The following is a 24,914-nucleotide window of genomic DNA, read 5'->3' on the forward strand; positions in this document are numbered from 1 at the left end:
TCACTCCTCGTTTTTCAGGATGCCGCGCACATTGGTCACGATCAGGCAAAGCTGCAAGGCGATCAGCGCCCAGGCGTCGTCGTGCCATCCCCAGGCGATCCACAGTGCGTTACTGAGCAGGAAGGCGAAGAAACCGGTCTTGCGTCGCGGCGCGGACTTGGAGCCGACCAGCAGCCCGGCCAGCACCGTCACCACCATGGCCGGCCATTGCAGCAGATCGATCCAATCGTTCATGAGCTTTCAGCGGGTTGATTCAGATCTTGCAGCATCGCCGATCGACCGGTAACGGTATGTGCGGCAGCACACGGCCATGTGCTCACGGAAGGTTGGGTGCGCCCACTAACAGACAAACGCGACAGTGGAAGCCGATCATGCATCGTATGAAAATCGACCGCCTACCATATGCTTCCGCGCACAGCCTCGGCGAGGCGCTGGCCCGGCTGCCGCCCGCGCAGACGGCTGGCGAACAGCTGGCGCGCTTGATCGCCGCCGGGCAGGACCAGTTGCCGCTGCCGGGGCACGGCGCCACGCTGCAGCGCTGGCAATGCCTGGCGCTGGCGGCGCGTCATGATCTGAGCCTGGCCAAGTTATACGAGAGCCACACCGATGCGCTGGCGATTCTCGATGAACTGCGCGGCCCCGCGCATCCCGGCGCCTCCTGGGGCGTGTGGTGCGCGGAATCGCGCGATGCGGGCGTGGTGCTGCGGCGCGCCGCCGATGGGCAAATCGTGCTTGCGGGACGCAAGCAATGGTGTTCCGGAGCAGCCGTGCTGAGTCACGCGCTGGTCAGCTGCCAGGACGCCGGCGGTCATCGGCAACTGGCGGCGGTGGCCCTGCGCGGGCCGGGCGTGACGATCACGGAAGACGGCTGGCGCGCGGTCGGCATGGCGGATACCGCCAGCGTCGACGTGTTGTTCGACGACGCGCCGGCGGTCGTGGTCGGCGAGCCGGGCGAATATCTTGCCCGGCCGGGTTTCTGGTACGGCGGCGCGGGTATCGCCGCCTGCTGGTATGGCGCCGCCCAGGCGCTGGCCGGATACTTGCACGCCGCCACCCGCGAATCGGCAACGGCGTCGCCGCCGGACCCGCACCGTCTCGCGCATCTCGGCGCGGTGGAGGTTGCGTTGGGCGGGGCCGCCAGCCTGCTGCGGGCCACTGCGCGCGCTATCGATCAGGCGCGCGGCGCCTATGCCGGACGGATGGCGATGCGTGCGCGGCTCGCCGTCGAAGACGCTGCCGCCGATGTGCTGCGCCATGTCACCCGCGCGCTGGGCGCCGGCCCGCTATGCCGCGACGAGCGCTTCGCACGGCTGGCCACGGACCTGCCGGTCTTCCTGCGCCAGAGCCACGCCGAGCGCGATCTCGCCTCGCTCGGCGCGCTGGTCACCCAACTGGAGGAACCGCCATGGGCTTTATGAGTGAACCGCATATCAAGGGCCACGCGCCGGCGGCGCACGACCGTCTTATCGCCGGTCGCGGTACCCCGGACGCCGACTGGCAAGCCTGGCCCGGCCTCGGCTACCTGCCATCCATCTCCGCCGCCGAACTGGTGCCGCCACGCCGCCGCGCCATCATCGTTGCGCCCCATCCGGACGACGAAGTGCTGGCCTGCGGCGGCCTGCTGCAACTGCTGCACGCGCAAGGCACGCACACCATCCTGCTGGCGGTGACCGACGGCGACGCCAGCCATCCCGGTTCGACGCTGCTGACGCCCGCCGAGCTGTCCCGGCTGCGGCCGCAGGAAACCGTCGCCGCCATGCAGGCGCTGGGCGTCGCGCCGCATATCCTGCGCGCCCGGATCGGCGACGGCCAGATAAGCGTGGCCATGGACGAGCTGCATAAGCTGCTGCTGCAGCTGCTGCAACCGGGCGATGTGGTGTTCACCACCTGGCGCAAGGACGGCCACCCGGACCACGAGGCTTGCGGCCTGGCGGCATCGCTGGCGACGCGCAGTTGCCATGCCAGATTGGTCGAAATGCCGGTATGGAGCTGGCACTGGGCGCTGCCGGGCGACCGGCGGCTGCCATGGCGGCACGCGCGCCGGCTGGAGCTCGACGCCGACGTCCTGCAACGCAAACAGCAAGCGGTCGCCTGCTTCCAGACCCAGCTGCATGACGATCCCAGCTCGGGCCAACCAGCCGTTCTGCCGCGGCATGTGCTGGAACGCCTGCTGCATCCTTACGAAATCTATTTCATATGAACGCTCATTTTCAACGACTGTACGAACGCGATGACGATCCATGGCAGGTACGCCAGCGCTGGTATGAGCAGCGCAAGCGCGCGATGCTGCTGGCCTGCCTGCCCGAGCCGCACTATCGCAATGTGTTCGAGCCGGCCTGCGGCAACGGTGAGCTGACCGCGCTGCTGGCGCGGCGCGCCGACCGCGTGACCGCCAGCGACTTGTCGCCGGCCGCGGTACAACTGGCCCGCAAGCGCGTCGGGGCAGCCGCGTTTAACCAGGTTTCGGTGCGCTGCCAGCGCATGCCGATCGACTGGCCGGCGGGAGCGAACTTCGATCTGATCGTGATTAGCGAGATGGCTTACTACCTGACCGAGACCGAGCTGCACCAGCTGCGCTCACATGCCGTGCGCTCGCTGTCCAGCGACGGCGCGCTGGTGCTGTGTCACTGGCGCCGCCCCTTCTCTGACCGCAAGCTGGATACCGACGCCATCCACGGCGCCTTCGATGCCTGCCCCGAATTGCATAACATCGCCCGCCATGACGAAGCCGATTTTCTGCTCGATGTGTGGTCGTGCAGTCCACGCTCTGTGGCGCAGCGCGACGGAGTGGCCGCGTGATCGGCATCGTCATTCCCGCCCACAACGAGGAGCGCTACCTGGACGCCTGCCTGCATTCGGCCCGTATTGCCGCCGCCGATCCCGCGCTGCGTGGCGAAGCGGTACACCTCGCCGTCGCGCTGGACAGCTGTACTGACGGCTCGCGCGCCATCGTCGAGCGCCACGCCGCCATCGACGACGGCCGCTGCCTGGTCGGCTGGCTGGCGCTCCGCGCGCGCAATGTCGGCTTGGCGCGGGCAGCGGGTGCGCGTCATCTGCTGGCGCGCGGAGCGCGCTGGCTGGCGTTCACCGATGCCGACACCGAGGTGTCGGCGCAATGGCTGTCCGCACAGTTGCTGCTCAATGTCGACGTGGTGTGCGGCACCGTCACGGTAGGCGACTGGACACCGCACCGGCACAATGCCGAACTGTTGCGCCAACACTTCCACGGCAGATACACCGACGCCGACGGCCACCAGCACATTCACGGCGCCAACCTGGGCGTGGCCGCCGACGCCTATCTGCGCGCCGGCGGCTTTGCACCGCTGACGTGCAGCGAGGACGTGGCCCTGGTCGCCGCCCTGAAACGCGCCGGCGCGCGTTTCGCCTGGAGCTCGGCGCCGCGCGTGACCACCAGCGCCCGCACCGACGCCAAGGCGCGCGGCGGCTTCGGCGATACCCTGCTACGCTATGCCGAAAGCGCCTGCAGTGCTGCCGGGGTGGCGGCGCACGCTGTTACGCACGTGCCAGGCGATAGCGCCGACACCGCAGCGCCCGTTTGACGCCGGCCGGGCAAAGTATCGTACTATTGCACTTCCGGACGTAGCCAGCCTCCCGCCGCCACGCAGATCACCAGCAGCAGACCGGCCGACGGCGGCCGCAAAGGAGCTTTTCACATGACGCCCCCTGTCATATCCACGCAACTGGAGCAGCCCGGCGCCGGCATGAACGGCCAGCGCAGCGTAGCGGTGCGCCAGCACGGCCTGCGGTGGCGCCGCCTGCTCAGCTTCATCGGTCCCGGCTACCTGGTCGCGGTTGGCTACATGGACCCGGGCAACTGGGCCACCGACCTGGCCGGCGGCGCCGCCTACGGCTACGCGCTGCTATGGATCATCGCCCTGTCCAGCTGCATGGCGATGCTGTTGCAGGTACTGACCGCGCGCCTCGGCATCGTCGCGCAAGCGGACCTGGCGCAACTGAGCCGCCAGCATTCATCGCGCCGCTCGGCGTTTTGCCAGTGGCTGCTGTGCGAAATCGCCATCTGCGCCTGCGACCTGGCCGAGGTGATCGGCACCGCCATCGCGCTCAAGCTGCTGTTCGGCATACCGCTGAGCTACGGCGTGGTGCTGACCGCGCTCGACGTGTTCGCCATCCTGTGGCTGCAACAGCGCGGCTTCCGCTACCTGGAAGCGTTCGTCATCGCGCTGCTGGGCGTGATCTTCATCTGCTTCGCCATCAACCTGGCGCTGGCCCAGCCCGAGTGGCGCGCGGTGGCGGCCGGCTTCATGCCGTCGACCGCAACGGTGACCGATCCCGGCATGTTGTACCTGGCCATCGGCATCATCGGCGCCACCGTCATGCCGCACAATCTGTACCTGCACTCGTCCACCGTGCAGACGCGCCGCTTCGACACCAGCGACGCCGGCAAGCGCAAGGCCATCTCGTTCGCCACGGTCGACATCGTCGTCGCGCTCGGGCTGGCCTGCCTGGTCAACGGCGCCATCCTTGTGACCTCGGCGGCGGTGTTCCACACCACCGGCAACGCCCATGTCGCCGACCTCGAGGAAGCCTACCAGTTGCTCGGCCCGCTGACCGGCGCCGCGCTGGCCAGCATCCTGTTCGGCGTGGCGCTGCTGGCGGCCGGCCTCAGTTCCTCCGTCACCGCCACGCTGGCCGGGCAAATCGTCATGGAGGGCTTCGTGCAGATCCGCATGCCGCCGTGGGCGCGGCGGCTGGTCACGCGCTCGGTGGCGATCGTGCCGGCGCTGGTGGTCACACTGGTGTACGGCGACAGCGGCGTCACCAGCCTGTTGCTGCTCAGTCAGGTCATTCTCAGCCTGCAACTGCCGTTCGCCATGTGGCCGCTGATCCGCTATTCCAGCGACCGCCGCATTATGGGCGGCTTCGCCACGCCGCGCGCGGTGACCTGGCTGGCCTGGACCATGATGGCGGTCATCGTCACCCTCAACGTCATCATGGTGACACGCGCGCTGGCCGGCTAGGCCGCCATTGTCCAGTGTGTCGTATCAATAATTTATCCGGGGAAATTTGATCCAGATCATAAAAATTGTCGATGAGCTTTGATAGCCTGACCACGCTAAATACAAGGAGCTCATCATGACTTACAAAACGATCCTGGTTCATGCCGACCTCTCCCCGCACGCGGCGTCGCGCTACGCGCTGGCCTGCCAGGTTGCCATCGGCCATGAGGCCCACCTGGTTGGCGCGGCCTTCACCGGCCTGACGCAGGAAACCTACCGCAACGCCGCCTTCGCCTACGGCGGCGTGCTGACGCCGTCCGATGTGGAACTGGTCACCAGCCATAGCAAGCAGGCGCTCGACGCCTTCGTCGCCAGGGCCGATGCCGCCGGCGTGGCCTACGAGCGCCGCCTCAGCGATGACGATTCCGAAACCGGCCTGGTGCTGCAGGCGCGCTACGCCGACCTGCTGGTGCTGAGCCAGAGCGATCCCGAACTGAGCGGCCCCGACATCCTCTACAAGCTGCCGGAACACCTGGCCCTGCACGGCGGCCGCCCGGTGCTGCTGGTGCCCTACGCCGGCCGCTACGAGCATATCGACCAGCACGCGCTGGTGGCCTGGGACGGCAGCCGCGCCGCCACCCGCGCCATCACCGACGGGCTGCCGCTGCTGCGCCGCAGCAAACGGGTCACGCTGGCGGTGTTCAACGCCCAGACCCAGTTTGGCACGCACGGCGAGAACCCGGGCGCCGACATCGCCCTGTTCCTGGCGCGCCACGGCGTCAACGTCGAGCTCACGCAGCAGCACGCGCCCGGCGGGCTGGACATCGGCAACGCGCTGCTGTCGCTGGCCGCTGACATCGGCGCCGACCTGCTGGTGATGGGCGCCTACGGCCACCAGCGCTGGCGCGAGATCGTGCTGGGCGGCGTTACCCGCCGCGTGCTGCAGTCGATGACGCTGCCGGTCCTGATGGCACATTGAGCGGGGCGGCATGGGTATCGATTCTTACCGCAGCAATTGCGAGCGCTGCATCCACACGCGCCTGTGTGCGGGCACGGCCGCCAACGACCAGATCGCCGGCCACCGGCTGCGCGTGCGCCGTCACGACAGCCTGTACCGGGTTGGCGAGTCGCCCGGCAACCGCATTTACTGCATCCGTTCCGGCAGCTTCAAGCTGGTGATGCAGCGGCCCGGCGACGAGGAACAGGTGATCGCCTTCGCCATGGCGCCGGACTTTTTGGGCCTCAACACGCTCGGCGCCGCCGGCTACACGGCCAGCGCGGTGGCGCTGGAGGATAGCGAAGTGTGCGTCATCGACTGGGACCGCCAGGCCTTCCGCGGCCGCCGCCAGCCCATGCAGCGCAGCGGCCTGCACGCGCTGCTGGCCGGCGAAATCCGCCGTGCCCAGCAGGCCACGCTGCTGCTGCACCACACGCATTCGCGCCAGCGCATGGCCGACCTGGTGCTGAGCCTGTCGAACGCCTACCGCAGCAACGGCTATTCGGCGCACCGTTTCCGGCTGCCGATGTCGCGCTGCGATATCGCCAGCTACATCGGCGTCAGCGCCGAATGCGTCAGCCGGCTGATCGACCAGTTCCGCCGCAAGGGCGTGCTCGAGCTGCACCGCCGCGACATCACGCTGCTGGACCCGGCCGCGCTGCAACGCACGGCCGCCGGAATGGAGAATTAGATGGGACAACGACTCCGCCTGGTCACCGATAGCGTGGCCGACAGCATCCGCCGCTGCCAGGCCTGTCCGCTCAACATCCTGTGCCTGGACGAGGCCGCGGACGGCAGCCTGCCGGCGCAGCAGCCGTGCCTGGAGCGGCGCTGCGTCCAGCTGCACGGCGGCGACCACCTGTTCCGCGTGTCGGACCAGGTGGACCAGCACCTGCACATCATCCGCAGCGGCGACGTCAAGCTGTACCAGCACGGCCGCGACGGCGGCCAGCACATCATCGAGTTTCTCGGCCCCGGCGCGTGGATCGGCCTGGAGTCGCTGAACGAGGACCAGCGCCACGCCGGCGCGGTGGCGCTGACCGAGTGCGAAATCACCAGCGTGCCGTACGCAATGCTGACCGCGCTGCTGGACCGCCAGCCGCGCAGCGCCGACGCCTTCGGCCAGCTGCTCAGCGGCGCGATCGCGCGCCACCAGCAGCACGCGGCCATGCTGCGCAGCACCTCGGCGGTGCAGCGGGTGGCGCAATTCCTCTTGCAGCGGCTGGAACAGGCGCAGGGCTTCGCCCATGGGCTGGCGCGCGCCACCTTGCCGATGTCGCGCCAGGATATTGCCGATTATCTTGGGCTGACCTCGTCCACTGTCAGCCGCTGCCTCAGCGCCATGCGCCGCCGGGGCTGGCTGAGCATGGGGCAGCGTGCCTACACGCTGCCGGGCCGCGCCGATGTGGAACTGGTGGCGGCCGGCGCCCCGCTGGCCCTGGACGACTAAAGCCGTCGTTCCCGCGCAGGCGGGAACCCAAGGCGCGCCGCATCAGGTCAGATGCGGCGCCACCCGGCGGCGCGAACTCAGCCGAGCCGCCGGCACCGCATCGGCAGCCGCGCCCTGCGCCCGTCCGGCCATCTGCAAAGCAATCGCCAGCGCCGTGTCGGCCGTGGCAAGATGCACCTGAAACCAGGGCAAGATCAAGGCCGCCACCTTGCGCCCGGCCACAATATCACCCGGCGCCAGGCCATGCAGCGTGGCCAGCACGCGCGCGTGCTGCTCGCGGTGGCTGCGCGTGGCAGGGTAATCGATGGCGTCCATCAACTTCTCCTCGACGCGGAAATCATCCTCCAGGCACTCGACCAGCGCGGCCAGGTTGTCTGCAAAATCCGTGTCCGGGCCTTCCAGCAGCACATTGATCTGCTCGGCCAGCGCCTGGTGCGCCTCATCAAACAAGGGAATGCCGAGCACCATGTCGGCGCTCAAAGCGTGGGTATCCATGATTCTCTCCTGGTGGCATTGGGCTACCTCTACTATGCACAAGCGCAACTGGCAAATCCATGATCCAGGTCAAGCCGCGCCGATTTGCCGCACCGCACGATAAACTTCGCCGCCTTAGCCGCATGGCGTATAGTGTGGGCTGCCAGTCATTGTCGAGAACGTATCATGGATCTGCACTACCTCAGCCCGCTGTTTGCGCCCAAGTCGATCGTCGTCTTTGCCGGCCCGCCGGAACGCCAGACCGCCTACGGCCGCAGCATCTGCGCCCAGTTGCGCGACGGCGGCTACGACGGCGCCCTGAGCTTCCTCGACGTCAGCATGACCGGCACCCTGGCCGACCTGGTGCAATCGCGCGCCGACCTGGCGTTGATCGCGCTGCCGCACGAGGAACTGGCCTTCGCGCTGGAGGTGGCCGGCCGCATCCAGTGCAAGTCGGCGCTGGTCGTCTCGTCCAGCGTGTCGCCGGCGCTGGCGGCCGAGCTGCACGCCATCGCCCGCAAACACGATCTGTACCTGCTCGGGCCGAACAGCCTCGGCTTCCAGCGCCCGCGCCTCAAGCTCAACGCCGGCGTCGCCGGCAAGCTGGCGCAAAGCGGCAGCCTGGCGCTGATCTCGCAATCGGGCGCGCTGACCTCGGCCATTCTGGACTGGGCCGGCAGCAACTCGGTCGGCCTGTCGGCGGTGGTGTCGCTTGGCCCCAACACCTCGGTCGACCTGGCGCAAACGCTGGACTTTTTGTCCACCGACCCCGCCACCGAAAGCATCGTCATCTACATGGAAGGCATCACCGACGCGCGCCGCTTCCTGTCGGCGCTGCGCGGCACGGCCAACACCAAGCCGGTGGTCATCATCAAATCCGGCAACGCGGCGGCGTCGTCGCGCGCGGCCGCCACCCACTCCGGCATGCTGATCGGCAGCGACGAGGTGTTCGACGCCGCGCTGCGGCGTACCGGCGCGGTGCGCGTTTCCAACTTCGTGCAGCTGTTCTCGGCCGCCAAATGCCTGGCTTCGCGCTACCGGCCCGTGGGCCCGCGCCTGGCCGTCATCAGCAATGGCGGCGGCCCCGGCGTGCTGGCCGCCGACTGGCTGGGCAAACTCGGGCTGCAACTGGCGCGCGCCGGCGACCAGGCCGTGAAAACGCTGGCCGGCGAACTGCCGCAGCACGCCACGCTGACCGACCTGGTCGACCTGTCCGAGGAGGCCGGCCCGGAGCACTACGCCGCCGCCATCCGCGCCTGCGCCGCAGATCCGCAAGTGGACGGCCTGCTGGCCATCTATTCGCCCAAGCTCGATGGCGACCCGCTGGCCGTGGCGCAAGGCGCCATCGCCGCCGCCAAGGGGCTGGGCAAGCCGCTGCTGGCGTGCTGGATGGGCGACGAGCGCGTGGCGCCGGCGCGCCACCTGATCGCGCAATCGGGGCTGGCCAACTTCCGCACGCCGGAAGCGGCGGTGGACGGCTTCGGCAATATCGCTGCGTTCTACCAGAACCAGCAGCTATTGCAGCAAACGCCGCCGCCGCTGTCGCAGCTGGCCAAGCCCGACCTGGAAGGCGCGCGCCGCCTGGTCGAAAGCGTGCTGGCCGAGCGCCGCAGCGTGCTGACCGAAATGGAATCGAAGGCGCTGCTGGCGGCCTTCCACATTCCCATCACGCCCACCATGCCGGCGCGCAGCGCGGCCGAGGCGCAGCTGATCGCCGCCCAGCTGGGCTACCCGGTCGCGTTGAAAATCGATTCGCCCGACATTCCGCACAAATCCGAGGTGCAAGGCGTGGTGCTGAACCTCGGCGATGCCGCCGCGCTCAGCGCCGCCTATGGCGACATGCTGGCCAATGTGCGCCGTTTGCAGCCGAACGCCAGCATCAACGGCGTCACCGTGCAGCGCATGGCCGGCAAGCGCGATGGCCGCGAACTGTACATCGGCGTCGCCAGCGATCCGCTGTTCGGCCCGGTGATCGGCTTCGGCGCCGGCGGCACCATGGTCGAATTGCTCAACGACCGGGCGGTCGAGCTGCCGCCGCTGAATCCCTTCCTGGCGCAGCGCCTGATCGACCGCGCGCGCGTCGCCGCCACGCTGGGCGAATGGCGCGGCGCGCCGGGCGTGGACCGGCAGGCGATCGAGCACATTCTGCTGCGCGTATCGGAAATGGTGTGCGAACTGCCGCAGTTGCGCGAACTGGACATCAACCCGCTGATCGTCGACCAGTTCGGCGTGCTGGCGGTCGACGCCCGCGTGGTGGTCGGCGTGGCGCCGCCATCGGCGCAGCGCTACGACCAGCTGGCCATCATGCCGTATCCGGCCAATTACGCCAGCGCGTGGCCGATGCGCGGCGGCGGCGAGTACACGCTGCGCCCGGTGCAGCCGACCGACGCCGAAATGCTGCAAGCGCTGGTGCGCGGCCTGTCGGACCAGTCGCGCTACAACCGCTTCGCCTCGTCGCTGCGCGAGCTGTCGGCGCAGATGCTGGCGCGCTACTCGCTGATCGACTACGACCGCGAAATGGCGCTGGTGGCGGTGCTGACCACCCGCACCGCCGACGACGACGGCAGCTTCACCGAAACCGAACAAATCATCGGCGTCTCGCGCTACATCGCCAATCCGGACCGCAGCAGCTGCGAATTCTCGCTGCTGGTGGACGACAAGTTCAGCGGCCAGGGCCTCGGCACGCGCCTGATGCTGGAGATCATGGACGTCGCCCGCGACCGCGGCCTGAGCGAAACAGTCGGCCTGGTGCTGCGCAAGAACCGGCCGATGCTCAAGCTGATGGCCAGCCTGGGCTTCCAGGTCCTGCTCTACGAGGAAGACCCGGACTTCCAGCTGTGCAGCAAGAAGCTCTAGGGTAGCACGCGCGTCAGCACATCATCATGCCGCGCGGTGGGGGAACAGCGCCGCGCGCGAGGCCGGCTGCGGCGGTGAACCGGAATCCCCCCGTTGACATGCGCGGCGCATGTCAAATTTGCACCCTCCACCAAATCTCCACAATTCCCCAACAGAACCTGCAATTGCGACAAGTACGCTCTTGGTTTTGTTCGCTCGTGGGAAAGACTATGGATTTCAAGAACTGGCCTGTGCTGCTGGCCGTGCTGACGCTAGCGGCCTGCTCCAAGGGACCGCAGCAGGCCGAGGAAAAGACGCCGCCGCCGGTGGTGACGGTGCTGTCGGTCAAGCCGTCGGCCGTCACGCTGAACGACGACCTGCCGGGCCGCGTGGCGGCGTACCGCACTGCCGATATCCGTCCCCAGGTCGGCGGCATCGTGCTGCGCCGCCTGTTCGAGCAAGGCACCGAGGTGCAGGCCGGCCAGCCGCTGTTCCAGCTCAATCCGGCGCCGCTAAAGGCGGAGTCCGACACTGCCGCCGCTGCGCTGCAGCACGCGCAAGCCACCCTCGCCCGCGCCAGCCGCCAGGCCGAGCGCCTGCAACCGCTGATCGACGCTGACGCCATCAGCCGCCAGGCTTATGACGATGCCGTCTCCGACCGCGACCTGGCCGCCGCCAATGTGGCGCAGGCCAAGGCCACGCTGGAGCGCAAGCGCCTCGACCTGGCGTTTGCCACGGTGCAGGCGCCGATCAGCGGCCGGATCGGCCAGGAACTGGTGTCGGAGGGCGCGCTGGTCGGCCAGTCGGATGCCAGTCCGATGGCGCGCATTCTGCAAATCGACAAGGTGTATGTGGACGTACGCCAGCCGGCGTCGATGCTCGCCTCGCTGCACGCGATGCGCGGGCCGGGCAAGCAGGCGGCGACCATCCTGTCGGCCGAGGGCCAGCCGTACAAGGTCGACGCCAAGGTGCTGTTCGCCGACCTGAATGTCGATGCCGGCACCGGCGACGCCACCATCCGCATCCTGGTCGAGAACCCGGACCGCGTGCTGTTGCCGGGCATGTTCGTGCGCGCGCGCATCGCCCGCGCCGCGCCGGCCGACGCGCTGCTGGTGCCGCAACAGGCGGTGCAACGCGGCGCCGACGGTCACGCCACGGTGTGGACGCTGGATAAAACCGGCAAGGCCAGCCAGCGCGCCGTCACCGTGGGTGACGTCATCAACCATCAATACCTGGTGCGCACCGGCCTGGCCGCCGGCGACACGCTGGTGGTCGAAGGCCAGGAGCGCTTGCAGGAAGGCGTGCACGCCAGGCCGCACGCATGGAAGGCGCCGGCGCAGTTGTCGGCCGCGCCAGCACCTGCCGCAAAATGATAAGGACCGAGTAGATGTCTCAATTTTTCATACGCCGCCCCGTGTTCGCGTGGGTGGTGGCGATCTTCATCATCCTGTTTGGACTGATCGCCTTGCCCAATCTGCCGATTGCGCGCTTCCCGTCGGTGGCGCCGCCGAGCGTGTCGATTTACGCCAGCTATCCGGGCGCTTCGCCGCAAACGATGAACGATGCGGTGGTCAGCCTGATCGAGCGCGAACTGTCTGGCGTGAAGAACCTGCTGTACTTCGAGTCGTCGACCGACACCTCCGGTTCGGCCTCGGTCAGCATCACCTTCAAGCCCGGCACCGATCCGGAAATGGCGCAGGTGGACGTGCAGAACCGCCTGAAGGCGATCGAGCCGCGTCTGCCGCAGACGGTGCGCCAGAGCGGTGTGACGGTGGAGTCGTCGTCGTCCAGCTTCCTGATGATTATCAGCGTGAACTCGACCAAGGGCCACAACGAGGAGGAGCTGGGCGATTACCTGGCGCGCAACGTGGTGGAGGAATTGCGCCGCGTGCCGGGCGTCGGCCGCGTGCAGCTGTTCGGCGCCGAGCGGGCGATGCGCGTGTGGGTCGATCCGGCCAAGCTGGTCGCGTATAACGTCTCGATGAGCGACGTCACCAATGCCATCGCGCAGCAGAACGCGCAGATCGCGCCTGGCCGCGTGGGCGATACGCCGTCCATCGCCGGCCAGCGCGTGACCACGCCGCTGACGGTGCAAGGCCAGTTGCGCACGCCGGAGGAATTCGCCGCCATCGTGCTGCGCGCGGAGCGCGACGGCTCCAGCGTGACGCTGGGCGATGTCGCCCGCGTGGAGCTGGGCGCGCGCGATTACACCTTCAAGGCGCGCGAGAACGGCAAGACCACATCGGGCGCATCGATCGCCATGTCGCCGGGCGCCAACGCCGTGCAGACTGCAAAGCTGATCCGCGAGCGCATGGACGAACTGTCGAAATCCATGCCGGCCGGGATGGAGTACACCATTCCCTTCGATACGGCGCCGTTCGTGAAGATCTCCATCGAGAAGGTGGTCAGCACGCTGGTGGAGGCGATGGTGCTGGTATTCCTGGTGATGTACCTGTTCCTGCAAAAGGTACGCTACACAGTGATTCCCGCCATCGTGGCGCCGATCGCGCTGCTGGGCACTTTTGCGGTAATGGCGGTGGCCGGCTATTCGGTCAATGTACTGACGATGTTCGGCATGGTGCTGGCCATCGGCATTATCGTCGATGACGCCATCGTGGTGGTCGAGGCGGTGGAGCGCCTGATGGCGACCGAAGGCCTGTCGCCGAAGGAGGCAACCAAGCGCGCCATGCGCGAGATCAGCGGCGCGGTGGTCGGCATCACCGTGGTGCTGACGGCGGTGTTCATCCCGATGGCGCTGGCCTCCGGCTCTGTGGGCGTGATCTACCGCCAGTTCACGGTGGCCATGGCGGTGTCGATTCTGTTCTCAGCCTTCCTGGCGTTGACGCTGACGCCCGCGCTATGCGCGACGCTGCTCAAGCCTGTGGGCCCGGATGACCATGAGAAGAAAGGCTTCTTCCGCTGGTTCGACCGCAAGTTCGACGCCCTGACCGCGCGCTATACGGCGCGCACCACCGCCCTGCTCAAGCGCGGCGGCCGCATGCTGGCCTTGTACGCGGTGATCGTGGCCGGTGTGGTGTGGGGCTTTGCGCAGTTGCCGTCGTCCTTCCTGCCGGAAGAGGATCAGGGCTACATTATGACCTCCTTCCAGCTGCCGTCTGATGCAACCATGGACCGCACGCTCGACGTCATCAAGCAATATGAGCAGCATGTGGCCAGCCGGCCGGGCATTGACGTGAACCAGTCGCTGATCGGCTTCAGTTTCTCGGGTTCCGGCCCGAACGCCGGCATGGCATTCACCATGCTGAAGGACTGGGACCAGCGCAATGGCGCCACTGCGCAGGAGGAAGTGGTCAAGGCGACGGAAGCCATGACCAACGCCAAGGAGGGCATGATCATGACGGTGATGCCGCCGGCCATCGATGAACTGGGCAATTCGTCCGGCTTCTCGCTGCGCTTGCAGGATCGCGCCGGCCATGGCGTCGCTGCCTTGCAGGCGGCGCAGAACAAGCTGCTGGAACTGGCCGCGCAAAGCAAATTGCTGGAAAGCGTGTACCCGGACGCGCTGCCGCCGGGGAACAGCATCAGGCTGGAGATCGACCGTCGCAAGGCGGAAGCGCTGGGCGTGTCGTTTGCGGCGGTGAGCGATATGCTGGTTGGCGCCACCGGTTCGAGCTACGTCAACGACTTCCCGAACAAGGGGCGCATGCAGCAGGTGATCGTGCAGGCCGAGGCTTCGGCGCGCATGCAGCTGGACGATGTGCTGGCACTGCGCATCCGCAATAACGCGGGCGGCATGGTGGCGCTGGGCGAGATCGTGCATCCGGTGTGGGAGCAGACGCCGTTGCAGCTGGTGCGCTATGACGGTTATCTGTCGGCGCGGATCAGCGGCAGCGCGGCTGAAGGCGTGTCCAGCGGCGCGGCGATGCAGGAGATGGAGCGCCTGGTGGCGCAGCTTCCGGCCGGCTTCGGCGTGGCCTGGACTGGCCAGTCCTTGCAGGAGCGCGAATCGGCCGCGCAGGCGCCGATGCTGATGGCGTTGTCGATGCTGGTGGTGTTCCTGGTGCTGGCGGCACTGTACGAGAGCTGGTCGATTCCGCTGTCGGTGATGCTGGTGGTGCCGCTTGGCCTGCTCGGGGCGCTGCTGGCGGTGATGGTGCGCGGCATGCCGAATGATGTGTTCTTCAAGGTCGGCATGATCACGATTATCGGCTTGTCGGCCAAGAATGCGATTCTGATCGTCGAGTATGCGAGGCAGCTGCATGCCGAGGGCAAGGGGCTGGTGGAGTCGGCCATCGAAGCAGCGCGGCTGCGCCTGCGGCCGATTCTGATGACGTCCCTGGCGTTCACGCTGGGCGTGGTGCCGCTGATGCTGGCGTCGGGCGCCAGCGCCGAGACGCAGCACGCGATTGGCACCGGCGTGTTCGGCGGCATGGTCGCGGCGACGGTGTTGGCGATTTTCTTTGTGCCGGTGTTCTTCGTGGTCGTCGTTGGCGGCGCGGAGCGGATTGGCAAAATGCGTAAAGGAGTAAAAACATGCGAGCAATAATGGCGATATCGGCGGCGCTGCTGTCCGGGTGCTCGCTCAACCCACCGCTGACGAAACCGGCGATGCCGGTGCCGTCAGCCTACCACGGCACGACCAGCGCGCCGACCGGGCCCGCATCCGCAACCCAGCGTTCAACCGGCGACAAGTCGGCGCCCGCAAGCGCGCGCAGCACAGTGGCGACGCCCGTGAGCGACGACGCCGCCAACGTTGCTGGCGGGCCCGGCGCCGGCGGCGGGGCGATGCCGGATTGGCGGCAGATGTTGGCTGATCCGGCGTTGCAGCGGCTGGTGGAGCTGGCACTGGAGAATAACCGCGATCTGCGCGAGGCGGCGCTGAATGTCGCTGCCGTGCAGGCGCAGTATCAGATCCAGGACGCGAATCGCCTGCCCGCGCTGGACGCCACCGGCGGCGGCACGCGCCAACGGGCTTCGTCGCCCGAGGCGCCGAGTGGCGCGGTCACGCGGCAAACCAGCGCCGCACTGGCCATCAACGCCTTCGAGCTGGATTTCTTCGGCCGCCTGCGTTCCCAATCCGAGGCAGCCTTCGCCCGCTTTCTGGCTTCGGTCGAAGGCCAGCGCGCCGCGCGCCTGACGCTGATCGCCGCCGTCGCCGACGCCTACCTCGAACTGCGCCTGGCCGAAGAACAAGCGGAGCTGACCGCGCGCACGCTGACCGACTGGCGCCTGGCCCTGTCGCTGACCGAACGACTGCACGGCGCGCAGCAGCGCAGCGGCCTCGATGTCGCCCAGGCAGCCGGACAGGTGGCCACCGCCGAAGCGGACATGCACGCCCGCGACCGCACAGTGCGCCTCGCCCGCAACAACCTCGAACTGCTGCTGGGCGCCCCGCTGCCCGCCGACCTGCCGGCCGGCAGCCCGCTGGCGCAACAGCCGGTGATGACCACCCTGCCCGCCGGCCTGCCATCCGAGCTGCTGACCCGCCGCCCGGACGTCATGCAGGCGGAGCAAGCGCTGGTGGCCGCCAACGCCGAAATTGGCGCCGCCCGCGCCGCCTTCTTCCCGCGCGTCTCGCTGACCGCGCAACTGGGCTTCGGCAGCGCCGATATGGGTAATCTGTTCAAGGGCAGCAACCGCAGCTGGTCGTTCGCGCCGCAAATCACGCAGCCGATCTTCCACGGCGGCCAGCTGCGCGCAGAACTCAAGCTGGCCGAAGTCCGCAACAACATCGCCGTGGTGCAGTATGAGCGCGTCATCCAGAGCGCCTTCCGCGAAGTCAGCGACGCCCTGGCCAGCAACGAAACCTATCAGCGCCAGATCGTCGCCCAACAGCGCGTGGTGGACGCTGCGGCGCTGCGCGAGCGCCTGTCCAACCTGCGCTACGGCGCCGGCCAGGACAGCCGCCTCGAACTGCTGGACGCCCAGCGCCAGGCCTACGCCGCGCAAAGCACGCTGCTGGAACTGCGCCGAGACCACTTCAAATCGGCCATCGCGCTGTACAAGGCGCTCGGCGGCGGCATCGGCTGATGCAGTATCATGACGGCATGAGCATGCACACAGAACTCCCCGCCGGCGTCAGCGAACAGGCATTGGTGCTGGTCGCCGAGGACGAATCGGAAATCGCGCAAATCCTGATGGCCTACCTGTCGCGCGCGGGCCTGCGCGTCGCCCACGCGCCGGACGGCCGCCGCGCGCTGGAAATGCAGCAGATGCTCAAGCCCGACCTGGTGCTGCTGGACGTGCAGATGCCGCAGCTCGACGGCTGGACGGTGCTGTCGCAGATCCGCCAGCGCGGCAACACGGCAGTCATCATGCTCACCGCCATGGACCAGGACATCGACAAGCTCACCGGCCTGCGCATCGGCGCCGACGACTACGTGGTCAAGCCGTTCAATCCGGCCGAGGTGGTGGCGCGCGTGCTGGCGGTACTGCGCCGCACGGCCGGCCAGGCCGGCGCGCAAGCGGCCAGGCTGCTGCGCGCCGAGGGCCTGGAAGTCGATCTCGAACACTATGAAGCGGCAGTCTGCATCGACGGCGCCGCGCGCGAGGTGCTGGCGCTGACGCTGACCGAATTTCGGCTGCTGGCGCACATGCTGCGCGCGCCCAAGCGCGTGTTCAGCCGCGCCGAACTGCTGGCCAACTGCCTGCCGGAGGGCGAAACGCTGGAACGCACGGTCGACAGCCACCTGAGCAAACTGCGCAAGAAAGTCGAGGCGGCCGGCCTCACCGGCCTGCTCGAAAGCGTGCGCGGCGTCGGCTACCGGCTGGGGAGCGCGGCGTGAAGCTCAATTCCGGCATCAGCCGGCAGATTTCGCTATCGATGGCGCTGGTCGCGCTAGGCATCATCCTGCTGGTGCAAATCAGCTCTTACGCGCTCTACACCTACCTGATCCGCCACTCGCCCGAATTCATGAACAGCGACCCGCTCGACATGACGCCCACCAGCGAGGAAGTCATCTGGCTGGTGGTGACCACCTTCATCTCGGTGGTGATCGCCGTGACGGCGGCCGGCAAGCTGTCGCGGCGCATCCTGGCGCCACTGAACTCGGTGGCCGAGAGCCTGCGCCGCGTGGCCCAGGGCGACCTGACCGCGCGCGCCACCAACTACGACCACGCCATGGGCGAAGCAGCGCAACTGGTGTCCGACTTCAACCGCATGGCCGAGCGCCTGCAGCACATGGAACAGGAACGCGTGTTCTGGAACGCCGCCATCGCCCACGAGCTGCGCACGCCGGTCACGATCCTGCGCGGTCGCCTGCAAGGCATCACCGACGGCGTCTTCGTGCCGGATCAGGCGCAGTTCCAGAACCTGCTCACGCACGTCGAGGGACTGGGCCGGCTGATCGAGGACTTGCGCATGGTGGCGCTGGCGGAAAGCGGCCACCTGGCGCTGCAAAAGGTGCGCGCCAGCCTGTCGAGCGAAATCGAAACCGTGTTGCAGCTGGCCGACCCGCTGTTGCAGGCGGCCGGCTTCCGGCTGGAGCTGGACCTGACGCCGCAGGCGGTGCTGTGCGATCCGATGCGCATCCGCCAGGCGCTGCTGGCGTTGCTGGAGAACGTGCGCAAGCACGCCACGCCGGGCGTGGTGCGCATCAGCAGCCTGGCGTCGGGCAGCACCTGCCGGCTGCGCGTGGAAGATGAAGGTCCGGGCATCGACCCGGCCCTGGCGCTGCACGTGTTCGACGCCTTCCAGCGCGGCGACCAGACGCAGCAGCGCGGCGGCAGCGGCAGTGGATTGGGGCTTGCGGTAGTAAAAGCCATCGCCATCGGCCACGGCGGCCAGGCGATATGCCGCCCGTCCAAGCTGGGCGGCACCCTGTTCGAATTAAACTGGCCGCTGGCGTAAGGCATCCCCGCCGGCTGGCGCCGGCGGGGATGCTCAGGCTCGATTACATGAACGAGTACTTCGCGGTGACACGGAAGTTGCGGCCCATACCGTTATGCAGCTGGGTATTGAAACCTTCGGTCGGATAACGCGGATCGTAAGGGGCTGCCTTGTCCAGCACGTTTTTCACGTTGAAGGACAGCGTCAGGTTCTTGATACCGGTGTACGCGTAGTTCAGGGTCAGCGTAGTCCAGCTAGCCACTTTGCAGTTGGCGTTGCTGTACTTCGCCAGCCCGCCCAGCTGATAGGCGGTCGACGGTTGGCCGGTGCCGTAATGGCAGTACGCTGCAGGATACACATCGGCGTTGTCGTAACGACGCAGCAGCGACACATGGTCAACGAAGTCGACTATCCCGGTAACGCTGTGTGAGCCATTGCTCCAGTTGCTGGAGAACGAAGCGCGGTTGCGCGGGTTGTCGCCCGCAGTGATCGCCCAGTCGGACAGCCCGCCGTTCGAGCCGGCCGTGTTGTGGGCGACGTCACCCGGCTGCATCGCGCGCTTGAAGCTGTTCAGATAGCTCCAGTTCAGCGAATTGGTCAGCTGACCATAGTTCCCCAGCGAGGTACGCAGCGCAACTTCCAGATCCACGCCGCTCACCTTGGTGAGGCCCTGGTTGATGTAGGAACGATTCACTTGCAGCAGCGGACCCGAGTTCGGGACCACCGTGCCGTCGGCCAGCGTCAGCTGGTTGGCCGGGTTGGTGTCGCGCAGTACCTCGGCGCCAGGATACTGGTTAGGATGGTCGATGACAGTCTGCGCCCCCAGCAGTGCGGTTTCATCACGCAGCTCGATGTTGTAGAAGTCGAGCAAAATATCCAAGTCCTTGGTCGGCTGCAGGATCAGGCCCAGCGACGCCGACTTGGATTTTTCCGGCCGCAGTTCAGGATTGGCTTTCGACAGGCTGGAAATGCTCTTCGCACAATCGCTGGAGGTGGCATTGCCGAGCGGGACCACGCCATCCGGACAACGCACAGAATCGGTCACGGTCTGGAACGACTGCACGCCGCCCGGCGACACCTGGGTCAGCGCCGGCGCGCGGAAGCCACGGGCGAAGGTGCCGCGCACGGCCACCTTGTCGCTGACGGTCCATTTGGCGCCGGCTTTCGGCACGAAGCTCGATTCGGTCGGGTACTTGTCGTAGCGGCCGGCGAAGTCCATCTCAAAATTGTTAAGGAACGGCGTGCGCAGCTCGATGAAGGCCGATTTCACGTTACGCCGACCATCCGCGATCGAGTTCGCCAGGCCGATGATATTGCCGGCCCGGGTTTCCGTATCGGGCGTCAGGCCGATTTTCTCCTGACGCGCTTCGCCGCCGAAGGCCAGGCCGATATCGCCGCCCGGCAGTTTGCCCAGCGTGGTCGACGCTTTGGCATCGATCTGCAGCACTTGCGAGAAGCCGCGGTTTTCCAGGTCCCGGGTCGAGTTCGGATCGGCGATGGTGGCGGCGATCGTGCGGTTTTCCGTCATGATGCGCTCGACGACAGGACGGTACAGCATGCCGAAATAGTGTTCGGTGCGCTCACTGCGATTCCACAGCACACCGGTTTCCCAGTCGAAGGCGCCGCTCGTGCCTTTCAGGCCAGCCAGCACGCGGAACGATTCATTGATGTTGTCGCTGCCGCCAGGGTGGCCGACGAAACGGAAGCCGACCGCCGCGCGCGAGCCTGCGGCGGCCGTGGTTGGCGTGTTGTTGAATGGATTATCGGGGTGGCCCACTGGCAGAATCAGCTGGAATTGCGAGGTTGGCCTGCCGTCGGCGGCGAACACCGTGCTTGACGAAGTGCTCGAAATGGTGCGCGGCGCGCCCAGATAGGTGCGCTCGGAGCGCGAATACGACGCTTCCGAAAAAGCGGTGATCGATTCGCTGACCTTGAAGTTGCCGCGCGCCAGCAGGTTGGCGTCCTTGCCAGCGCTCTGCACCTCGCTGTAATCGTTCAAATTGAAGTTACAGAAGGTGCGGCCGACCAGCGTGCTGGTCGCGGTCAGGTTATGCGCCGCGATGCTGCCCACCAGTTGTTGGGATGGATCGCAACCGGTACGGTTGATGACGTCGGCGCGCAGTGCGTACGTAGTAGCGAAATTGCGGCCATTGGTGGTGCGCTCGCGGTAGAAGAACGGCTGGTCGGTCAGGCTGCTGGAATACGGGTTCAGGCGCGCCTGGATGTAGCTGTATGAGGCCTGGTCGACGCCGCCGGTGGCGTCGCCGATGACGGTGCTGTCACGTTTGGAGAAGTCGAACGACAGGAAGCCGTTGTAGCGGTCTTTTTCCAGGTTGCCAAAACCAATCACGCCGCTGACATTCTTGCGGCCGAATTCGCCGTCGCCGTTGGCGCCGGCACTGGCCGACAGGTCGAAACCGGTGTAGTCGGTTTTGGTGATGAAGTTAATCACGCCGGCGATAGCGTCGGAGCCATACACGGCCGATGCGCCATCCTTAAAGATCTCGACGCGCTCGATGGCCGACAGCGGAATCGAGTTCAGGTCGTAGACTGCCGATTTGCCCTGATTCGGGTCGGCATATGCGGACGAGGCGATACGGCGGCCGTTCAGCAGAACCAGCGTGGATGACGAACCAAGGCCACGCAGCGAGGCGGTTGCCGCACCGCGCGAGAAGCCGCCATCGACGATATCGACCGAGGCGCCCGAGCCGAAGGCCGGGATCGAGTGCAGGAGCTCGGCCACGGTATTGGCGCCCGTGGCGGCAATCTGCTTGGCTGTGACGGTTTGTACCGGCGACGAGCCTTCTTTGTCGGAACGTTTGATATTGGAACCGGTCACGAAGACTTTCGCCACCGGCGCTTCCGCCGCTTCCTGAGCGATGGCGAACTGGGACGAACCCAACGCCACCGCGATTGTAATCACGCCTTGTTTCAAGACTAATTTGTTATTCAAAGTTCTCTCCGCTGTATGGTGGGTGTGTTATCCGGCATTGCCGGTGGCCGTCTGTACCGACGACTCTGTTTAGAAAACATTACGTCTCCTAATAACGATTTCACCATTCGAGTTACCTAGTGTCAATGAAGCCACCCGGGCCCAATTTAGCAGAGATAAAGCTGATCACGTCGATCTTCGAAATTAGATTTCCCCAATTCGAAAACAACAGAATATTTTTCCGCTGTTACAACTTGAAACATTTAAAGTTTCGTTACTGCAAATTTTGCATAATGTTATGACTTTTTTTATAAAACTAACGCACTACTAAAAAACAACAGATCAACCGTATCGACGGCAGACAAACCGGTTGGGTCACTGTGCAGTACGCGGCCGCGAGGCGCTCCATGCGGCCAGCACGACGCCGCCGACCAGCAGCGACAGCGCCAGCGGCTTGCCGCGTGTGGTCAGGTAGGTATAGGCCGAGCGTTCGTGCACTTTGTGGTCGTGGCCGCCCTGCCGCTCCTGCAACTCCATGCCGTTGGGCGCGTACAGCGCGTCGCTGCGATCGGGCGCCGTGGGCTGTGCTTTCCGCTGCTAACTGAACATGATCAGATTCATGAAACGGTCGAGCAGGCCCGGCATGGTGCGCGCCTCCAGCGACACCAGCTTCGAGGCGCCGCCAACAAAGATGTCGCGCTGCGGATGCTCGGCGGCGTACAGGATGGCGTCGGCCACCACTTCCGGCGCGTATAGCGGCGCCGGCAACTCCGGTTCGTGCGGCATGTAATTGCGCGCGTGCGGGATGAACATGGTGTCGATGCCGGCCGGCTTGATGAGCGTGACCGATAGCGGCAGCGCGTCCTTTTCGATTTCCATGCGCAGCGCATCGGTGTAGCCCTTGACCGCATGCTTGGAGGCCGAATACATGCCTTGCAGCGGCACCGCGCGGTCGGACAGTTCGCTGCCGAGGTTGATGATGGCGCCGCCGCCGTCCTTCATCAGCTGCAGCGCCACCAGCGAGCCGTGCACCACGCCCCAGAAGTTGGTTTGAAATAGTTGTTGCTGGTCTTCCAGCGGGACGTCGGCGTTGCGGCCGAAAATCGAGATGCCGGCGTTGTTGATCCAGCTGTCGATGCGGCCGAAGCGCCCGACCGCCGCGCGCCCCAGCGCCGCCACTTCGTCATGCCTGCCGACATCGGTCGGCACGGCCAGCGCCTCGGCGCCGCCGGCGCGCAACTCCTCGACCAGCCGGTCCAGCGCGGCGCTATCGCGCGCAGCCAACACCAGCCGCGCGCCCTTGCGCGCCGCCATGCGCGCCGTGCTTAAACCTATGCCGCTGGTGGCGCCGGTGATGACCAGCACCTGCTCATCCAGACTTTTCAATCGTGTCGCCATGACGTCCCCCTTGCTCCGGATCGATCAGTCTCGCCCCGGAGGCAAGGGGACTCTGTGCGGCGGCTAATGTCTAGCGCGGCGCCGGCGGCACTTGTAGCGCTGCTCGCGGTACAGGATCGACGGCAGCACCACGTGCGACATCGCCTTGTCCACCTGCGCGGCGCTGGGCGGCGCGGCGCCGATGCTCAGCTCGCCCTGCGCGGCGTCGTAGCGGCCCAGCAGCGGCGGCTGGTTCGGCCGCAGGATGGTTGCCGACGAGCCTTCCAGCCAGGCAAAGTAGTTGTCGAACTGAATCAGCGCGCGGCCCGGCGTTTCGCTGTCGCGCGCCAGGTCGCGACCGATCATCGGATGTTCGCTAGCAATGCCCATCAGCGACAGCAACGTCGGCCCCAGGTCGACCTGGCTGGCGATGGTCTTGATGCGCTTCGGTTCGATATCGGCGCCGAGGATCAGGCCGGGGATGTGGAACTTCTTGATCGGCACCAGGCTGTCGCCGTACACGCGGTTGTCGTGGTCGGCCACGATCAGGAACACCGTGTCCTTCCAGTAAGCCTGCCTTTTGGCCTCGGCGATGAAACGGCCCAGCGCATAGTCGGCATACTTGACGGCGTTGTTGACGGTTTGTTTTTCGGCGTCGTGCAGTTCGATGCGGCCATCGGGGAACTGGAACGGTTCATGATTGGACGACGAGAAAATCAGGCTGAAGAACGGCTTGCCCGAGTCGTGCAGCGTTTTCAGGCGCTCCAGCGATTTGTCGAACAAGTCCTCGTCCGACGCGCCCCAGCTGCCGACGAACTTCGGGTTCTTCATGTCGCGCCGGTCCACCACCTTCTGGAAACCATTGCCGGTGAAAAAGCCGCGCATATTGTCGAAGTGCGCCTCGCCACCGTAGACGAATTCCGTGTGATACCCCTGCCGGCCCAGTCCTGCCGCCAGCGTGTAGAAATTCTGCTGCGACAGCGACAGCTTGACCACGCTGCGCGCCGGCGTCGGCGGATAACCGGCCACCACCGCCTCGATGCCGCGCACCGAGCGCGTGCCGGTGGCGTACAGCTGCTCGAACCACCAGCCTTCGGCTTTCAGCTTTTCCAGTTCCGGCGTCACCGGCAGGCCGCCCAGCGATTTGACGAACGTGGCGCCGAGGCTCTCCTCCAGCACGATCACCAGGTTCAGCGGACGCTCGCGCTGCATCACCGGCACTTGCGCGTGCAGCGTCGGCAACTCGGCCGAGGTGAACTGCTGATCGCGCAGCCACGGCGCGCTTTTCACGACCTGGAACACTTTCTCGCGCGGATACTCGCCGTAGATCTCGGACGAATTGGCCTCGTGGCTCATGGCCGCCCAGGCGTCCAGCACCGACCACGGCGAATTGATGATCAGCGAGTTGACCATGGCGTCGCCGGTCAGCGCGAACAGCGCCGGGTTGGCCGGCCGGTGCGCCAGCGTCGAACGGATCTGGAACGCCACCAGCAGCACCAGCAAGGGCCACAGCAACAGCAGCTTGACGGCGCCGATCGGACGGATATCGACCGCCGCCGCCTTCAGCAGCCTGTAGATGCCCATGCCCAGCGCCACGGTCGCCACGATGCCCAGCACCAGCGCAATGCGGAAGCCGTTCCACAGCGTCGAGATCACCTCTTCCGGATACGACAGGTACTCGATGAACAGGCGGTTCGGACGCACGTCGTACTGCATGATGAACTGCGGCGTCGACACTTCCATGAAGACGATGAAGATCAGCGCCAGTGTGCCCCACGCCACCGTGAAGCCGCGCCACAGCGACAGGGTTCTGGCGTGCGCCAGCAACGGCGCCAGCAGCAGCGGCACGGCGATCAGGTAGCCCAGCAGGATCAGGTCGGCGCGCACGCCCTGCACCATGATCCGCAGTGGAATGCCGGTGGCAGCCACGCGTTCCCACTGCCACAGCACCAGCCCGGCGCGCGACAGCGAAAAGATTACCACCCCAAGCAACAGCAATTGCAGCAGTCCCGCGAACGGACCGGCCCACAGGGTCAGGCGGGCCAGCCGGCCCGCAGTCCTGTGCAACACGCTTTCAGGGC

General features: G+C 66.5%; 20 protein-coding genes. 14 read left to right on the forward strand and 6 right to left on the reverse strand.

The window, feature by feature from the left end:
• Entirely contained in the window at positions 1-234 is a 234-nt protein-coding gene (locus ACRQ5J_RS16340; protein ID WP_432378056.1) for a hypothetical protein, read from the reverse strand.
• A gap of 146 nt (positions 235-380) precedes the next feature.
• Between ACRQ5J_RS16340 and ACRQ5J_RS16345 the strand changes: the two genes are divergently transcribed.
• The 8 genes from ACRQ5J_RS16345 to ACRQ5J_RS16380 all read left to right on the forward strand — a co-directional run bounded on the left by ACRQ5J_RS16345 (position 381) and on the right by ACRQ5J_RS16380 (position 7,426).
• Positions 381-1,418, forward strand: coding sequence for an acyl-CoA dehydrogenase family protein (locus ACRQ5J_RS16345; RefSeq protein WP_432383669.1), 1,038 nt, complete (start codon positions 381-383; stop codon positions 1,416-1,418).
• Positions 1,406-2,200 carry a PIG-L deacetylase family protein gene (locus ACRQ5J_RS16350; protein ID WP_432378058.1) on the forward strand — a complete coding sequence of 265 codons (795 nt, stop codon included), beginning with the start codon at positions 1,406-1,408 and terminating at the stop codon, positions 2,198-2,200. The genes ACRQ5J_RS16345 and ACRQ5J_RS16350 overlap by 13 nt, the downstream gene beginning before the upstream one ends.
• A complete protein-coding gene (locus ACRQ5J_RS16355; RefSeq protein WP_432378060.1) occupies positions 2,197-2,799 on the forward strand; it encodes a class I SAM-dependent methyltransferase in 603 nt (200 codons plus the stop codon). Before ACRQ5J_RS16350 ends, ACRQ5J_RS16355 begins: the two co-directional genes overlap by 4 nt.
• A complete protein-coding gene (locus ACRQ5J_RS16360) occupies positions 2,796-3,560 on the forward strand; it encodes a glycosyltransferase (RefSeq protein WP_432378062.1) in 765 nt (254 codons plus the stop codon). Before ACRQ5J_RS16355 ends, ACRQ5J_RS16360 begins: the two co-directional genes overlap by 4 nt.
• 114 nt (positions 3,561-3,674) lie before the next feature.
• Entirely contained in the window at positions 3,675-5,000 is a 1,326-nt protein-coding gene (locus tag ACRQ5J_RS16365; protein WP_432378064.1) for an Nramp family divalent metal transporter, read from the forward strand.
• A gap of 115 nt (positions 5,001-5,115) precedes the next feature.
• Entirely contained in the window at positions 5,116-5,958 is an 843-nt protein-coding gene (locus ACRQ5J_RS16370; protein WP_432378066.1) for a universal stress protein, read from the forward strand.
• Between the two features lie 10 nt (positions 5,959-5,968).
• Entirely contained in the window at positions 5,969-6,667 is a 699-nt protein-coding gene (locus ACRQ5J_RS16375) for a Crp/Fnr family transcriptional regulator (RefSeq protein WP_432378067.1), read from the forward strand.
• On the forward strand, positions 6,668-7,426 hold the full coding sequence (locus ACRQ5J_RS16380; protein WP_432378069.1) for a Crp/Fnr family transcriptional regulator: 759 nt from the start codon (positions 6,668-6,670) through the stop codon (positions 7,424-7,426).
• A gap of 42 nt (positions 7,427-7,468) precedes the next feature.
• Here ACRQ5J_RS16380 and ACRQ5J_RS16385 read toward each other — a convergent pair whose 3' ends face one another.
• A complete protein-coding gene (locus tag ACRQ5J_RS16385; protein ID WP_432378071.1) occupies positions 7,469-7,921 on the reverse strand; it encodes a bacteriohemerythrin in 453 nt (150 codons plus the stop codon).
• Positions 7,922-8,086: 165 nt separating this feature from the next.
• On the opposite strand from ACRQ5J_RS16385, the gene ACRQ5J_RS16390 reads away from it, so the two are divergent.
• The 6 genes from ACRQ5J_RS16390 to ACRQ5J_RS16415 all read left to right on the forward strand — a co-directional run bounded on the left by ACRQ5J_RS16390 (position 8,087) and on the right by ACRQ5J_RS16415 (position 18,545).
• Entirely contained in the window at positions 8,087-10,756 is a 2,670-nt protein-coding gene (locus ACRQ5J_RS16390) for a GNAT family N-acetyltransferase (RefSeq protein ID WP_432378073.1), read from the forward strand.
• Between the two features lie 209 nt (positions 10,757-10,965).
• Positions 10,966-12,108: an efflux RND transporter periplasmic adaptor subunit gene (locus tag ACRQ5J_RS16395; protein WP_432378075.1), complete on the forward strand. Its 1,143-nt coding sequence runs from the start codon at positions 10,966-10,968 to the stop codon at positions 12,106-12,108.
• A 14-nt stretch (positions 12,109-12,122) separates the two neighbouring features.
• Complete coding sequence (locus ACRQ5J_RS16400; RefSeq protein WP_432378076.1) at positions 12,123-15,242, forward strand: multidrug efflux RND transporter permease subunit; 3,120 nt, start codon at positions 12,123-12,125, stop codon at positions 15,240-15,242.
• On the forward strand, positions 15,230-16,726 hold the full coding sequence (locus ACRQ5J_RS16405) for an efflux transporter outer membrane subunit (protein ID WP_432378077.1): 1,497 nt from the start codon (positions 15,230-15,232) through the stop codon (positions 16,724-16,726). Before ACRQ5J_RS16400 ends, ACRQ5J_RS16405 begins: the two co-directional genes overlap by 13 nt.
• Positions 16,727-16,743: 17 nt before the next feature.
• Positions 16,744-17,481 carry a response regulator gene (locus ACRQ5J_RS16410; RefSeq protein ID WP_432378079.1) on the forward strand — a complete coding sequence of 246 codons (738 nt, stop codon included), beginning with the start codon at positions 16,744-16,746 and terminating at the stop codon, positions 17,479-17,481.
• The gene (locus ACRQ5J_RS16415; RefSeq protein ID WP_432378081.1) at positions 17,478-18,545 is read left to right on the forward strand and encodes an ATP-binding protein; all 1,068 of its coding nucleotides are present in this window, start codon (positions 17,478-17,480) and stop codon (positions 18,543-18,545) included. The genes ACRQ5J_RS16410 and ACRQ5J_RS16415 overlap by 4 nt, the downstream gene beginning before the upstream one ends.
• A gap of 43 nt (positions 18,546-18,588) precedes the next feature.
• On the opposite strand, the gene ACRQ5J_RS16420 is transcribed toward ACRQ5J_RS16415, so the two are convergent.
• From ACRQ5J_RS16420 to ACRQ5J_RS16435, 4 genes are all read right to left on the reverse strand, one after another.
• Positions 18,589-21,477 (reverse strand): TonB-dependent receptor domain-containing protein, encoded by a 2,889-nt coding sequence (locus ACRQ5J_RS16420; protein WP_432378083.1) that lies wholly within the window; start codon positions 21,475-21,477, stop codon positions 18,589-18,591.
• A 354-nt stretch (positions 21,478-21,831) separates the two neighbouring features.
• Positions 21,832-21,993 (reverse strand): hypothetical protein, encoded by a 162-nt coding sequence (locus ACRQ5J_RS16425; protein ID WP_432378085.1) that lies wholly within the window; start codon positions 21,991-21,993, stop codon positions 21,832-21,834.
• A 60-nt stretch (positions 21,994-22,053) separates the two neighbouring features.
• Positions 22,054-22,842 carry an SDR family oxidoreductase gene (locus tag ACRQ5J_RS16430; protein ID WP_432378087.1) on the reverse strand — a complete coding sequence of 263 codons (789 nt, stop codon included), beginning with the start codon at positions 22,840-22,842 and terminating at the stop codon, positions 22,054-22,056.
• A 75-nt stretch (positions 22,843-22,917) separates the two neighbouring features.
• On the reverse strand, positions 22,918-24,903 hold the full coding sequence (locus ACRQ5J_RS16435; protein WP_432378088.1) for an LTA synthase family protein: 1,986 nt from the start codon (positions 24,901-24,903) through the stop codon (positions 22,918-22,920).
• Positions 24,904-24,914 lie beyond the last annotated feature (11 nt).

This window comes from Duganella sp. P38 (assembly GCF_050859475.1).
In the GTDB taxonomy this organism is placed as follows: domain Bacteria; phylum Pseudomonadota; class Gammaproteobacteria; order Burkholderiales; family Burkholderiaceae_D; genus Rugamonas.